Below are 14,916 nucleotides of genomic sequence, written 5' to 3'. Positions count from 1 at the left end.
GCCCCAACGACGACGACGTCAACTCTATGGAATTTACAGTGAAGCAGATTGCTGCCCTGCTCGGCGGTACAGTTGATGGGAATGAATCTCTGAAAATCAGTCAACTGTCCAAAATAGAAGAGGGTAAGGAAGGCAGCATCTCTTTTTTAGCGAATCTGAAATACGAACAGTATCTGTATACAACAGCCGCGTCAGCCGTCATTGTCAATCAGTCTTTTCAACCCCGGCAACCCGTTCAGGCGACCTTAATTTTCGTAGATAACTCCTATTCCGCTTTTACCAAGTTACTGGAGCACGTAAACCGGCTCCAGCCCACAGAAAAAATTGGCGTGGAGCAACCTTCCTTTATGGCCGAAACCAGCCGGATCGGTGACCGGGTCTACCGCGGGGCTTTTTCGTACATTGGAGAAAATTGCCTGATTGGCAGCAATGTCAAAATCTACCCACAGGCCTATATTGGTAACAACGTTACCATCGGAGACAACACGATCATTCATGCCGGTGCACGAATCATCGACAATACCGTAATTGGTCAGCATTGCGTCATTAAACCGAACGCGGTGATTGGTAGCGAAGGCTTCGGATTCGCCCCCGAACCCGACGGAAGCTACCGGGCAATTCCGCAGTTGGGCAACGTCATCATTGAGGACAACGTCAGCATTGGGGCCAACACCACCATCGATTGCGCCACGGTGGGTTCCACCATCATCCGGAAAGGCGTCAAGCTTGACAACCTGATCCAGGTGGGACACAACGTTGAAATTGGCCGAAACACGGTTATTGCGGCCCAGTGTGGCATTGCCGGTTCCGCTAAAATTGGCGAAAACTGCGTCATTGGCGGACAAAGCGGTATCACCGGTCATATTGTTCTGGCCAACCGCACGAAAGTGGGCGGTCGGTCGGGTGTTACCAAATCCGTGAAAGAGGAGGGATTGTCGCTCAATGGCATGCCCGCTTTCGATGTCAAAGACAGCTTGCGATCGTCGATTGTTTTTCAACGGTTGCCGTCACTCGAAAAACGAATCGGGGTGTTAGAAAATAAACTAAACAATCAGTAGTTACAAACGAACGGTTTTCTACGGAATGTCCGTTATGAAGTGACGATAATAGTCTTCTGGTCAGAAGCTTACGGAATGAATACCAAACAGCAAACAATTCAAAAATCGGTATCGGTCTCAGGTGTGGGGTTGCATACAGGCGTTACGGCAACGATGACGTTCCTGCCCGCACCCGCCCATCACGGTTACAAGTTTCAACGCGTCGATTTGCCGGGTCAGCCGATTGTCGATGCGGATGTCGATAATGTGGTCGATTTGTCCCGCGGCACCACCCTGGAGCAAAACGGCGCGCGGATTCATACCGTCGAGCATGCCCTGGCCTCGCTGGTCGGGTTGCAACTCGATAATATTCTGATTCAGCTCGACGGCCCCGAACCGCCCATCATGGACGGCAGTTCGATCAAGTTCATCGAAGCCTTGCAGGATGCCGGTATTGAAGAACAGAATGCGTACCGTAACTATTTCGAAATCAACGAATACGTTCATTACAAGAATTCCGAAAAAGACATTGAAATTGCCGCTTTGCCGCTCAATGATTACCGGCTCACCGTCATGGTGGACTACAATTCACGGGTCATCACGAGCCAGCACGCATTTCTGAACGACATCAGCCAGTTCTCGTCGCAGATCGCGATGTGCCGGACGTTTGTGTTTCTGCACGAACTGGAAATGCTCTACAAACAGAATCTGATCAAGGGTGGTGATCTGACCAACGCCATCGTTATTGTCGACCGGGATGTGCGCGAAGGCGAGCTGGATTACCTGGCCGACCTCCTGAACAAACCGAAAGTTAGCGTCAATAAAAAAGAAGGAATCCTGAATAACCTCGATCTGCATTACCCGAATGAAATGGCCCGCCATAAGCTGCTCGACCTCGTTGGCGACCTGGCCCTGGTGGGGCGGCCCATCAAGGCGCAGATTCTGGCGGCCCGGCCCGGCCACGCGGCCAATGTGGCTTTTGCCAAGAAGATCAAGAAGTTGATGCAGAAAAATGCCGCGAACACGAGCCCGGCCTACGACCCGACTCAACCGCCGGTGTATGATTTTCACAAAATCGCCAGCCTGCTCCCACACCGCTACCCGTTCCAGATGATCGACAAAATCATCGCCCTGGACGAAACCAGCGTCGTTGGCGTGAAGAACGTAACCATGAATGAGCAATATTTTATGGGGCATTTTCCGGGAAATCCGGTGATGCCGGGTGTATTGCAACTTGAGTCGATGGCCCAAACCGGCGGAATTCTGGTGCTGAGCACCGTTCCGGATCCGGAGAACTACTGGCCTTACCTGATCGGTATCGAAAACTGCCGTTTTCGCCGGAATGTCGTTCCGGGCGATACGCTGATTTTTCGTTGTGAATTTATCTCGCCCATGAAGCGGGGGATCGTCAAAATGTCCGGCCGGGGATACGTCGCCGGGCAACTTGTCTGCGAAGCCGAAATGATCGCCAGTCTTGTTAAGAAAAAATAGGTTTAAGGTTTGAATTTCAACGTTTAAGGACGCGTTCCATTCCAACGCCCCGCTTTAAACGGAAGACGTTAAACCGAAAACGTTAAACCACGAAGTTGAATGATTCAACCACTTGCATACATCCATCCTGATTCTAAAATTGCTCAAAACGTTGTTATCGAGCCATTTGCAATCATCCATAAAGATGTCGAAATCGGTGAAGGAACATGGATCGGCTCCCATGCCGTCATAAATGAGGGCGCCCGCATCGGCAAAAACTGTCGCATTTATCCGGGGGTCGTCATTTCGGCCATTCCCCAGGATCTGAAATTCAAGGGCGAATATACGCTCACCTTCGTGGGCGATAATACCACCATTCGGGAGTATGCCACGGTGAGCCGGGGAACCGAAGAACACCGCCGGACCGAAATTGGCAGCGATTGCCTGATCATGGCCTATGCGCACGTCGCGCACGATTGCCGGATTGGAAACCACTGCCTCATTGGCAATACCGTTCAGATGGCGGGCCATGTTCAGCTCGGCGACTGGGCGATCATCAGCGCGTTCAGTGCGGTACACCAGTTCGCCAAAATCGGGATTCATTCCTTCATTTCGGGTGGATCGCTGGTTCGGAAAGACGTTCCGCCGTTTTCCAAAGCCGCCCGTGAACCGATTACCTACGCCGGGATCAACTCCGTGGGGCTGCGTCGGCGCGGCTATACCAACGAGCAAATCAACCAGATTCAGGAGATTTACCGGTATGTCTACCTGCGTGGTTTGAACAACGCCGAAGCCCTCACCCGCATCGACCTGGAACTGCCTCCTTCCGACGAACGCGACGAAATCGTCAACTTCATCCGCAACTCCGAACGCGGCATCATGAAAGGCCCGTCGGGGCGGGAAGTGGGAGAGTAAGAAGAATTGAATAACGAACACTGAATATTGAATACTGAATATCGAAGTCTCCAGTAACCAGATTTCGTTATTCGCTATTCATTATTTGCTATTCGTTATTTTTTGTTTGAAATCTATGCAAATCACCACCGAACGACTCAGCAAGCGCTTCCGGCGCGAGTGGATTTTCCGGAACGTTGATCTGACGATGCGGGCCGGAAACAGCTATACCTTCGTCGGTCCCAACGGCAGCGGGAAATCGACCCTGCTCCAGACCCTCGCCGGCGTTTTGCCCGCTTCGGAAGGTACCATACACTATACGGTTCAGGAAAAACCGGTCGAGATTGACGACTGGTTCCGCCACCTGGTGGTAGCCGCTCCGTACCTCGAATTGATTGAAGAATTGACGCTCCTCGAATTGCTGACATTCCACCAGGCTTTCAAACCCTTCAAAAACCAGCTTACGCCCGACCAGCTTTGCGAACTGATGTACCTGAGCCACGCCCGAAACAAGGAAATCAAAGCGTTTTCGTCGGGCATGAAGCAGCGGGTGAAACTGGGACTGGCGTTCTACTCCGAAGCCGCCATCGTGATCCTGGATGAACCCACCTCCAACCTCGATAAACAGGGCGTCGCCTGGTACCGGGAGCGCGTAAGGCTGCTTTCCGACCAACTGGTTTTGATTGGCTCCAACCAGCCCGACGAATACGATTTCTGCCCCAACGTCATCGACATCAGCCGCTGGAAGTAATTCTTCCCAGGTTTGCTGACGGCTTAAACTGTCCCTCAAAACAGCCTCTCGGCAACATACAGTTGCAACTCTTCGCGTCGTTATGGAGTCATGGTTACTAAGAGGAGAGAGGATAGATTAGAGAGGAAAGAAGGTTCTATACCGGTTTTATCTCTTGTCCCGACTCTCACTTCCTTCCTCTAAAATGATTATCTTGAAATTCTTTACTGATGTCGCCGGTCTATGTGCAGAACATTTACTTTCGCTTTGTTTTTCGTGTTTTTGGGACTGCTCTCTTCCGCCTTTGCTGAGGCTCCGGGCGGGGCCGTACGGTTTGTGCAGAACAAAGGCCAGTGGTCGCCGGAAGTGCTGTTCCGGGCCGAATTACCGGGCGGTTTTCTGTTCCTGAAAAAGCAGTCGCTCCACTACGTTTTTTACGATACCGAAACCCTGGACCGGCTTCACGCGGGGCCGGTTAACCAGCCTGCCTCCCGAACGGCAGCGCCCTCCGAACGCGCCGAACCGCTGGTGAATGCCCACGGCGTGGATGTACAACTGCAAAACAGTCTGCCCACGGCCCAAATTGAAAGCAAAAACCGCGTTTCCGAACACCATAATTATTTTTTGGGGAATGACGCCAACCGCTGGGCGAGCGCCGTTCCGGCTTTTGGCGAAATCATTTACCACGACATTTATCCAGGAATCGACCTGCGGCTGTTTGCCTATTACCAGACTATGAAGTACGAGTTTCTGGTAAAACCGGGTGCCGATCCGTCGGTGATCCGGCTGCGGTATGACGGGGCGTCGTCGGTTCGTTCGGAAAAGGGGCAATTGGTTATTGAAACCACTCTTTTGCCCTTTCGGGAAGAAAAACCGTATTCGTTTACCGAAAAAAACAACAAAACCACGGAGGTTCCGGCGGATTGGGTGCTGGAAGATAAAACCGCCACGTTTCGTTTTCCCAATGGCTACGACAAACAGCAGCCGCTCACCATCGATCCGACCCTGATTTTTTCGACCTATTCCGGCTCGGTTAGCGACAACTGGGGGCATACGGCCACCTACGACAACGATGGCAATCTCTACACCGCCGGAACCGTGTACGGCACCAGTTTTGTGCCCACCACCGGCGCGTTTCAAACCCGGTATGGGGCCGAAATGGACGTGGCGATTATGAAATTCAGTCCGGACGGCAAGCAATTGCTGTATGCAACCTACCTGGGCGGAGCGACCGGAGAAACGCCTAACAGCCTGATTGTGAACAGTAAAAACGAACTATTAATTTACGGAGTCACTTCTTCGGCTAATTTTCCGACGACCGCATCGGCCTACAGCCGGAAGTTTGCGGGTGGGACGGGGTATATTCCCATCGGGAATGGTTTGCCCGAACCGGGCAGTCTTTTCGGAACCATCTACTTCCGAACCGGAACCGATTTGTTTTTAGCCAACCTCAGCACCGACGGCCGGACCCTGAAAAGCAGTACGTACGTCGGCGGTTCGGCGAACGACGGCATCAATGTGGCCGATCAGTACCTGGGCATCTACAATTATGGAGACGACCTGCGGGGTGAAATCATGGTCGATCAAAACGACAATGTCTACGTGGCCACGGTGTCGTTTTCCGCTGATTTTCCGGTAACGGCCAACGCTCCTCAGCCGAGGCTCAATGGCCCGGCCGATGCGGTTTTGCTGCAACTGAGTCCGGATTTAAGCCAGTTGCGTTGGAGTACATATTTTGGCGGAAGTGGTTACGACGTCGCCTACGCGTTGCGAATCGGCGCGTCGGGGTCGTTGTATGCCGTCGGGACGACCCGGAGTGCGGATTTGCCCGGTATTGCCGGTGCCTTCAAACCGGCCATTGGCGGTAGGGAAGACGGTTTTCTGGTCAAATATACCAACAACCAGCTTGAACGAAGCACCTACCTGGGCACCACCGCCGACGATGCTGCCTATCTGATCGACCTCGACCCGCAGGAAAATCCGCACGTTTTTGGCCTAACCCGGGGGACGTATGCAGTAACGGATAGTGTGTATCAAAACGCCCGCAGCGGGCAGTTCATTCACGCGCTCGACCCCACGCTGTCAAAAACCGTCTTTTCGACCGTCATCGGTTCCGGTCGGGTGGGGCCGGATATCTCTCCGACGGCTTTTCTGGTGAACGAATGCGGTAACATTTATTTGTCGGGCTGGGGTGGCAACGTGAACGTCCGGAGTGCCAACGTCAACAGCAGTACGCGTGGGTTGCCCGTCACGGCGGATGCCTTCCGACGGACGACCGATGGCAGCAATTTCTGGCTGGCGTTGCTGGAGCAGGGCGGAAAATCGCTTTTGTATGCCACCTATTTCGGTAGTGAAAACCCGGTCGGACGCGGTGATCACGTCGATGGCGGAACCAGCCGGTTCGACAAAAGTGGGGTCATCTATCACGCGGCCTGTGCCTGCGGAGGAACGACTTTTCCGGCGACGGCCCAGGTGTGGTCAACAACCAACAAAAGCCCCAACTGCAACAATGCGGCCTTCAAATTTGACATCGACCGGCTGAAAGCCACCTTCGATGCCTATCAGGGAACGCAGAAAGACGTCATTCAGGGATGTACGCCGTTGACACTCAATTTCGTCAACACCAGCGAAGGCGGGATTACCTACGCGTGGGATTTTGGCGATACCGGCACCTCGACCAACCCGGCGCAGGTGAGCCACACGTTTGATAAACCGGGCGAATACACGGTTACGTTGACGGCCTATAACCGCCTGACCTGCAAGCGGGTCGATGTTGCCAAAAAGGTGATTAAAGTGTTTCCCGCCAATTTCAAGATCAGCAAAGACACCACAATTTGTCCGGGGCAGCCGGTTCAACTGCTGGCGGAGGGTGGCGCCACCTACGCCTGGACGCCCACGCAGGGAATGACCACGGCGACGGTGGGAAATCCGGTGGTGAATCCCACCCAAACCACCACCTATTCCGTAAAGATCACGAACGAAAACGGGTGTTCGACCACCAAAAATGTGACGATTACCACCGATGATTCCTTCCGGCCCGTTGCCGAGGTTCGGCTCAGTTCGGAATGCGGGCGGCCCATGAAAGTGGAACTGGTCAACAAAACGACGGGAGCCACCGGCCTGGCGTGGGCGATGGGCAATGGTGACACGTTGCGGACCAATTCGCCCGAGCCGTATCAATATCCGCAATCCGGGCAGTATGAAATTACGGTGACATCCTCCAAAAACGGGTGCAGTCTGGCGCTCAATCTGCCGGTTATCATCGAAAACATGAGTGAGGTTCCCAACGTCGTAACGGCCAACCACGACGGGAAAAATGATGTCTTCAACGTGGGGTTCACGGGGGCAAAGCTGGAGATTTTTAACCGCTGGGGTAAACTGATTTACCGCAGTGAGAACTACACAAACACCTGGGGCAATGAAGCTCCGGGTGGCCTGTATTATTACCTGCTGACGACGCAGCGGGGAACGCAGTGCAAAGGGTGGGTCGAAGTGCTGGAATAAACGCCTGCCCCTTACCCCTCTGAGACCACGGTGTTGACGATGTCCTGTACGGTATAAAAAACCGTACTTTCGGCGTAGGCTTCCAGTACATCGGCGCGGGTGTAGCCCCAGGCAACGCCACCGAAGGCAATACCGGCTTCTTTTGCAGCTTCCAGGTCCCGGACTTCATCACCCACGCAAAGCGCTTCGCCGGGCTGAACGCCCACCTTCGCCAGGGCTTTTCGGAATTTGTGCTGTTTTCCGAACAGCGAGCTGCCACAGCCGTAGTGCGTGATGAGAGCTGCGGTGTCGGGGCCCAGCACCCGGCGGATGTTCTCTTCCGAATTCGAACTGACGATGGCGAGTCGGACGCCCACATTCGACAACTGCTTTAACAGCTCAGGAACCCCATCAAACAACGGAATTTGCGCAATGTCTTTGCCCATTTGGCGAATAAAGGCATTGGCAATGAGCGGGATTTTCCAGGCGGGCAGCCGGGCGTTTTTCATCAATTGCCGGGCGTCCATGCCCCGGAGCTGATCGACATTGTCGGGATCGATGGGCGGAAAATGGTAGGTTTCCGCCAGCACATTTACCGTTTTCAAAAAATAGGGGAACGAATCGGCCAGCGTGCCATCGAAATCGAAAATAACCAGTTTATAGTTCATCGTCATTGTTGTTTTACTTGCCGGTTTAAAGTCCTGAAAGGCACTCTGGATGGGAACTTGTTCAAGAGAAACTCCCAAAGGTCAGGCCGATAAGTGGTTTTTCCATCCGCTCTTCCCCAACTTTTTTTCCAACTAAAAACTTTTTTTCAAAACCGCGTAGGGGGAGCACTTCCGACGCGGGTCATAGCGGCATACAACAGCAAATACATTCACAAATCGCTATGACAACCATGAAATTATCCACCATTCTTTCCGCTTTTTTTCTTTTCGCCCTGGTGTCGCTGACCTCCTGCGACTTTGAACACGTCGGTCCTTACGAAGAGGACGACCGCTCGTTTGGCCTGACCAACTTCGACCGGCTCGACATGGGCAGTGCCTTTACCATCAGCGTTGAACAAGGCAGCAACTTTCGCATCGAAGCCCGGGGAAACAGCCGGGATCTGGATGATCTCGACCTCTACACCCGCGCCGGGACGCTCTACGCCCGCTACCGCAATGGCTCGTCGCGGCACAGGCGGTACGACATGAACATCAGCATTACGATGCCGAGCCTGCGGGGCGTCGATTTTTCCGGTGCTTCACGGTCCGACATCAGCGGTTTTCAGGGCCAGCGGGATTTCGACATCCGGCTGACGGGCGCATCCCGTTCGACCGTCGATCTCGACGCCGACCGGACCACCATCGACCTGTCGGGCGCATCGGACCTCGACCTCAAGGGAGCGAGTGGCTTGCTGATCGGCGAACTGTCGGGAGCCAGTAAGGTAGAAGCCTTCGATTATCCGGTCGATGAAGCCGAACTGGATTTGTCGGGCGCCAGCACAGCCCGCGTCCGGGTATCGAAACTGCTCGAGGTAAAAGCCAGTGGTGCCAGCAGCGTGCGGTACCGGGGCACACCTGAGGTAAAAACCAATATATCGGGGTCAAGCACCGTGCGCAAGGATTGATTTCAAAGATGAAAGAAGTGAGAGTAGAGAAAAAAGACTTTTTAACCAAAAAGGAGCACTTGTCGGTGCTCCTTTCTTTCTTCTCTATTCTCACCTCTCTTCTCTATTTAATCAATCGCCTGCGCTACTTCCAGTTCCTGCGGTTTTTTCGGTTTTACTTTCTTTCCGGTAAACCGGGCGATAATCCGATCGACCACCAGATACATCGATGGAACGATCAGCAACGTCAAAATCAGCGACGACGTCAGACCGCCGATGATGACCCAGGCCATCCCGTTTTTGGTTTCGGCACCGGCACCACTGGCCAGCGCAATCGGCAGCATCCCCAGAATCATCGCCAGCGTAGTCATCAGAATCGGGCGCAACCGCTCTTTTCCGGCTTCGATCAGGGCATCGACCACATCGTGCCCTTCGGCTTTCAACTGATTGGTAAAGTCGACGATCAGAATGGCATTTTTGGCCACCAGACCGAGCAGCATGATCATCCCGACAATCGAGAAAACCGTCAGACTTTCCATCGTCAGGGCCAGCGCCAGCAAGGCGCCTACCAGGGCTACCGGGATGGAGAACAGGACGACGAACGGATAAACCACGCTTTCGTAGAGTGCCACCATGATAAAATACACCAGCAGAATGGCAATCATCAACGCCAGTCCGAGGCTGCCAAACGCGTCGGATTGTTGCTGCAACTGACCCAGATACTGAATCGAAACGCCTTCCGGCAGCTTCACGTTCGCCATTTTGGTTTGAATATCCGTACCAACGGTTCCCACCGGACGACCCACCACCTGGGCGTTAATCGTCACCGAAGAAAGCCGGTCGATGCGTTCCAGTACGCTTTCGCCAATTTGTTCCTGAACCTGAGCAAACTGCGAGAGTTCAAACGTTTTGCCCTGGTTATTGACAAACGTCAACCGGCTGATGTCTTCCGGTTTGGTGCGATCGAACTGATCCAGGCTGATGAGAATATCATACTCATTCCCCTTCTGCTTAAATTTCGACAGGTCGTTACCCCGGAAAGCATTCTGCAACGCAATCCCGACTTCAGAAGCATTGATCCCCAATTGGGCCATTTTATCCCGGTCGAGATTAACCGTTACTTCCGGTTTTGGGTCTTTTACCGAATACTTCACATCCTGCGTGCCCGGCACCGACTGGGTCACTTCCTTCACCTGCGCAGCGGCTTTCCGGATGTCGGCCAGGTTCGTTCCTTTCACGGCAATCTGAATCGGCGCCTGCGAAGCTCCCACAAGACCCACCGGAACAACCGTTACTTTCACGCCCGGAATTTTTCCCACTTCTTCTTTCAGCAATTGACCGAAGCTCTCAGTCGATATGGTGCGCAGTTTTTTATCGATCAGTTTCACGTTCAGATCGGCAATATTGCTGTTCGAGGAGGTAGCAATCCCGCTGCTGGTATACCCCACATTGGTGAACACATTGGTCACTTCGGGGTGTTTCATAATAATTTGCTCCGCCCGCTGCGCTACGGCATTGCTCTGATAAATGGAAGCCGTTGGTGCGAGCTCAATCTGGATGCTCATTTCACCCTGATCACTGGCCGGCATAAAAGCGCCCCCGATAAAACCGGCAGGAACTAAGGCAATGGAGCCCACCAGCAAGGCAAAAATCCCGATGAACACGTAGCGTTTGTGGCCCAGTACCCAGACCAGAATCCGGCCATAAGCGGCCGTCAGCCGGTCGATCAGGCTTTCAAAGCCCAGGTTCAGACGTCCCCACAAAGAGCTTTTGCTGAGGACTTCGATCTTGCCGAAGCGCGATGCCAGCAAAGGCGTCAGCGTAAAGGAGACGAGCAAACTCATCAGCGTCGAGAAAACCACCACCAGGGCAAATTCCCGCAGGATGTTCCCGATCAAACCGCCGGTCATGGCCAATGGCACGAACACCACGACGTCCACCAGCGTAATCGCTAAAGCGGTGAAGCCAATTTCACTTCGTCCGTCCAAAGCTGCCGTCCGTTTGTCTTTCCCCATTTCGAGGTGGCGGTTGATGTTTTCCAACACCACAATCGAGTCATCGACCAGAATACCGACCACCAGCGATAAGGCCATCAGTGTCATCAGGTTCAGCGAAAAACCCATGATGTACATGAGCGCGAAGGTCGGAATCATCGACGATGGCAGGGCCACCAGCACGAACATGGCCGAGCGGAAACTGTGCAGGAAGAGCAGCATGACCACCGACACAATCAGGATCGCCAGTCCCATGTCAAAGACGACGGCATTGGCCGAAGCCAGGGTGTAGATCGACTGATCGGAGGCAATGTTGAATTTCAGCTTGAACTGGCTGTACTGTTTTTCCAGTTGCGTCAGCTTGACCTGCGTCAACTGGCTGACCGATACGGCATTGGCGTCCGACTGTTTCTGAATTTGCAGCCCGATGGCCGGCAGGGCATTGATGTGGTTGATGGCGGTTGGTTTGGTGGTTGCGTCCACCACTTCGGCCAGATCCTTGAGCAACACCTGGCTGCCGTTGGTTTTGCGGACAATGATCAACTCGCGCAGGCGGTTGGTCGTTTCGACGGAAGCATCAAAACGAATCGAATACTGGGACTCCCGCGTTTCCAACTGACCGGCCGGATAACTGGTATTGGCTGCGTTGATGGCCTGCGAAACCTGACCAATCGACACGCCGTAGGCACGGAGTTTTTCCGGATTGACGTTCACCTGAATTTCGCGTTCGTTCCCGCCAATGACGTTGACCTGACCCACGCCGGAAACGTTCGACAACTGCGGTTTGATATCATTATCGATCAGGTCGTACAGCGCCGTCGGTGACATATCGGCCGTAACGCCCATCCGCAAAACCGGGATTTCGTCGGTCGAGAATTTGTTCAGAATCGGGCGGTCGGCTTCGTCGGGCAACAGGTTGACAATCTGCTCTACTTTGCGCTGGGCATCCTGCTGGGCCAGGGTGGTGCTGATGCCGTTTTTAAGCTGAATAATCACAATGGAGGCTCCTTCCTGCGAGGTTGAGGTCATGCGATCCAGCCCTTCCAGCGACGATAGGGCGTCTTCAATGCGCTTGGTCACGTTGGTTTCCACCTCGTCGGCGGAGGCTCCGCGGTAGGTCGTGGCCACGCTGATGACGTTGGCTTCGAACTTCGGCAACAGGTTGTAAGACAGTTGCTTGTAACTCAGTGCCCCAAACAGGATGAGTACAATAAAGATGGTGATGACCAGCAACGGACGTTTGACCGCTATTTCGGATATGGACATGGTTTGAGTCGTTTAAGCCGTGGGTACGGTTATTGGGTGATCTGTACGGTTTTGCCGTCGCTCAGGTTCAGTTGACCCGTCGTTACCACCTGATCGCCAGCCGATAACCCCTCCAGCACTTCGATGGAATCGTCGAATTCCCGGCCTACTTTGATGATACGTTTCTGCACGGCATTGCCATTCACCACATAGACGTACGGATTCTTGATGCTCTCGACCAGGGCCATGCGCGGAATTTGCAGGGCTTTCTGGTTGGATTTCTGCGAGAAATCAACGTTGACAAACGTTCCGGCTTTCAGTCCACCGGCGTTGTCGATGGTGATCTCAACCGGGTAATTGTGTTCCTCGGTTCCCTGCGGAGCGATGTATGAAATACGGCCGCTGAACGTTTTTCCCGGAAACACATCCGCCGACACGCGAACCGTCTGGCCTTCGCGCAACCGGTACACGTCGCTTTCGTTGACTGGCACCTGCACTTTCAGCCGGGCTACGTCCAACACCGTTCCCAACACCGTCCCGACCGTAATGTATTCGCCCGGTTCGATGTTTTTCTTCACAATCCGGCCGCTGATCGGCGCTTTCACGTTGGCATCCGCAATCTGCTTCTGAATCTGCTCGGCCTGATTGACGGCGTTTTCGTAGTTATATTTTGTCTCATTCAACTGAATTTCAGTGGTTGCATTGCCCGCCAGCAGCGTGGTATACCGCGTCACGTCTTTTTTCAGCTTTTCAATGTTCAGCCGGGTGGCTTCCAGCGATAGTTCTTTCAGTTTGTTGTCCAGTTGCACCAGCGTCGCGCCCTGCCGGATCGAAGAACCCAGATCAAAATTCACCTGCGTCACTTTGCCGGCGGTTGTGGCTGTAATGTCGGCTTCCTTGAACGGGATCAGATTGCCAGTTTTGACCAGTTGCTGGCTGACGGCTCCTTCTGCAACCGGCGCAACGGTCACCGGAATAGCGGTGTTGGTGTTAGTCGGCATCTGGTTTTTTTCATCGATCGTCTTCTTGTTGGCGGCCAGCCGGAAGCCGATGAGCGAGGTAACGGCCAGAACAGCGATTACAACGATAATTGTGGTCTTTTTCATTTTATTCGGTTGTATTTAGTAATCAGAGCTGGTTATAGAAAGTTAACAACGTGCCCTGCGATTGTTCCAGATCGAGTCGGGCCTGGTAGAAATTAATGAGCGAATTGATGTAGTTTGACTGTGCTTGCCGGTATGAATTGTCGGCGTTGATCAGATCCGTCAGCGGTTTGGTTCCCTGCTTATATTGCAAGGTCGTGATGTTGTAGACCTCCTGGGCCAGCTTCACGGTTCGTTCGTCGTTTTCGGCGTTCAGTTTCGCTTTCTGAATTTGCGATTGGGCATTGCTGAACTGGAGTTGATACGAAGCCGTATTCAATCGTTGCTGTTCTTCCTGCGTCAGCACGGTTAATTTCGCCTGTTGCACCTGCGCGTCCCGCTGGAATCCGTCGAAAATCGGCACATTCAAGCGAAGCCCAATGCTGCCGTACCCGATAAAATTCTTGAAGGCATTGTCGAATTGATTCGCAAAGTTCAGTGTCCCGTAGTTGGCCGTAAAATTCAGTGCAGGCATATAACCCGCCCGAATCCGCTGCAATTGCAACCGCTGCAGCGCGAGGTTGGTCTCGGCCTGTTGAAACGTTACCAGATTTTTCGCGTCGAACTGGGTTTGTTCCACTACGGGAGCCACTTTCATCAGCAACGAATCCGACACCGTCAGCGGCTGATCCTGCGATAAGCCCATTTGGTATTTCAGACGGTTCAGCGCCAGGTTGACATCGTTCTCGGCCAGCGATAATTGCGAACGGGTGTTATTGTAACTCACTTCCGTATTCGTATAATCCACGGGTTGAATCACGCCGTTATCCCGTTGCAGTTTCAGAATGTTCAACACCTGCTGCGTCCGCTCCAGGTTGTCTTTCAAGAGGGCGATCTGTTGCTGGGAAATGAAGACCTGGTAGTAATTGCTCGTGATGTTGTAAATAACGTCTTCGCGGGTTTGCCGGTTGTTGAGGTCGGCCAGTTGCTGATTCGGTTTATTCGCCTTGAGACCGAGCAGTAAAGCTTTGTCGTAAAGCGGTTGGGTGAGCTGAGCGGAAACGTTGTTCTGGTATTTTTGACCAAACGTGAGCCGAATCGGTTCGGGCGACAGTGGCCCCGCCGGGATAATGGACGTTTGCAACTTGACGTTATCCGTAAATGTCGCTGAGCCCGACACCTGTGGTAAATAAAGTCCCAACGCCTGCCGGGCCTGCTGATTGGCGGTTTCAACCTGATAGCTGGCAATTTTCACGGTTCCAAAATGCTGAAGACCGTAATCAATGCATTGTTTTAGCGACCAGTTCGTCTGCGCCAAACCGGGCAGCGAACCTGTTAATAGGAGGAATAAAAAGAGGGCAACGATCTTTTTCATAATTGGTAATAAACG

The 14,916-nt window shown here is 53.2% G+C and carries 10 protein-coding genes; 6 read left to right on the top strand and 4 right to left on the bottom strand.

Annotated elements, in window-relative coordinates:
* Window positions 1-26 precede the first annotated feature (26 nt).
* The 5 genes from lpxD to ACS5NO_RS22145 all read left to right on the top strand — a co-directional run bounded on the left by lpxD (window position 27) and on the right by ACS5NO_RS22145 (window position 7,635).
* Complete coding sequence (lpxD, locus tag ACS5NO_RS22165) at window positions 27-1,058, top strand: UDP-3-O-(3-hydroxymyristoyl)glucosamine N-acyltransferase (RefSeq protein WP_439417162.1); 1,032 nt, start codon at window positions 27-29, stop codon at window positions 1,056-1,058.
* 75 nt (window positions 1,059-1,133) lie between these two features.
* Window positions 1,134-2,528, top strand: a complete 1,395-nt coding sequence (locus ACS5NO_RS22160) for a bifunctional UDP-3-O-[3-hydroxymyristoyl] N-acetylglucosamine deacetylase/3-hydroxyacyl-ACP dehydratase (protein WP_138991204.1) — start codon at window positions 1,134-1,136, stop codon at window positions 2,526-2,528.
* 99 nt (window positions 2,529-2,627) lie between these two features.
* Window positions 2,628-3,422 carry an acyl-ACP--UDP-N-acetylglucosamine O-acyltransferase gene (lpxA, locus tag ACS5NO_RS22155; RefSeq protein ID WP_114407409.1) on the top strand — a complete coding sequence of 265 codons (795 nt, stop codon included), beginning with the start codon at window positions 2,628-2,630 and terminating at the stop codon, window positions 3,420-3,422.
* 115 nt (window positions 3,423-3,537) lie between these two features.
* Window positions 3,538-4,152, top strand: a complete 615-nt coding sequence (locus tag ACS5NO_RS22150; RefSeq protein WP_439417161.1) for an ABC transporter ATP-binding protein — start codon at window positions 3,538-3,540, stop codon at window positions 4,150-4,152.
* A 255-nt stretch (window positions 4,153-4,407) separates the two neighbouring features.
* Entirely contained in the window at window positions 4,408-7,635 is a 3,228-nt protein-coding gene (locus ACS5NO_RS22145; RefSeq protein WP_439417160.1) for a DUF7948 domain-containing protein, read from the top strand.
* An 11-nt stretch (window positions 7,636-7,646) separates the two neighbouring features.
* Here ACS5NO_RS22145 and ACS5NO_RS22140 read toward each other — a convergent pair whose 3' ends face one another.
* On the bottom strand, window positions 7,647-8,282 hold the full coding sequence (locus ACS5NO_RS22140; RefSeq protein ID WP_439417159.1) for an HAD-IA family hydrolase: 636 nt from the start codon (window positions 8,280-8,282) through the stop codon (window positions 7,647-7,649).
* A gap of 230 nt (window positions 8,283-8,512) precedes the next feature.
* Between ACS5NO_RS22140 and ACS5NO_RS22135 the strand changes: the two genes are divergently transcribed.
* Window positions 8,513-9,226, top strand: a complete 714-nt coding sequence (locus ACS5NO_RS22135; RefSeq protein ID WP_439417158.1) for a head GIN domain-containing protein — start codon at window positions 8,513-8,515, stop codon at window positions 9,224-9,226.
* Between the two features lie 107 nt (window positions 9,227-9,333).
* On the opposite strand, the gene ACS5NO_RS22130 is transcribed toward ACS5NO_RS22135, so the two are convergent.
* From ACS5NO_RS22130 to ACS5NO_RS22120, 3 genes are read right to left on the bottom strand one after another with little or no spacing between them, the layout of a single operon-like run.
* A complete protein-coding gene (locus ACS5NO_RS22130; RefSeq protein WP_439417157.1) occupies window positions 9,334-12,465 on the bottom strand; it encodes an efflux RND transporter permease subunit in 3,132 nt (1,043 codons plus the stop codon).
* 29 nt (window positions 12,466-12,494) lie between these two features.
* Window positions 12,495-13,550 (bottom strand): efflux RND transporter periplasmic adaptor subunit, encoded by a 1,056-nt coding sequence (locus ACS5NO_RS22125; RefSeq protein ID WP_439417156.1) that lies wholly within the window; start codon window positions 13,548-13,550, stop codon window positions 12,495-12,497.
* Between the two features lie 22 nt (window positions 13,551-13,572).
* The gene (locus ACS5NO_RS22120) at window positions 13,573-14,901 is read right to left on the bottom strand and encodes a TolC family protein (protein ID WP_439417155.1); all 1,329 of its coding nucleotides are present in this window, start codon (window positions 14,899-14,901) and stop codon (window positions 13,573-13,575) included.
* Between the last annotated feature and the right edge of the window lie 15 nt (window positions 14,902-14,916).

Source organism: Larkinella fluvii (assembly GCF_051857545.1).
Lineage (GTDB): Bacteria > Bacteroidota > Bacteroidia > Cytophagales > Spirosomataceae > Larkinella.
Note: the sequence above shows the minus strand (reverse complement) of the source record. Positions and strands in the feature narration are given on the sequence as shown.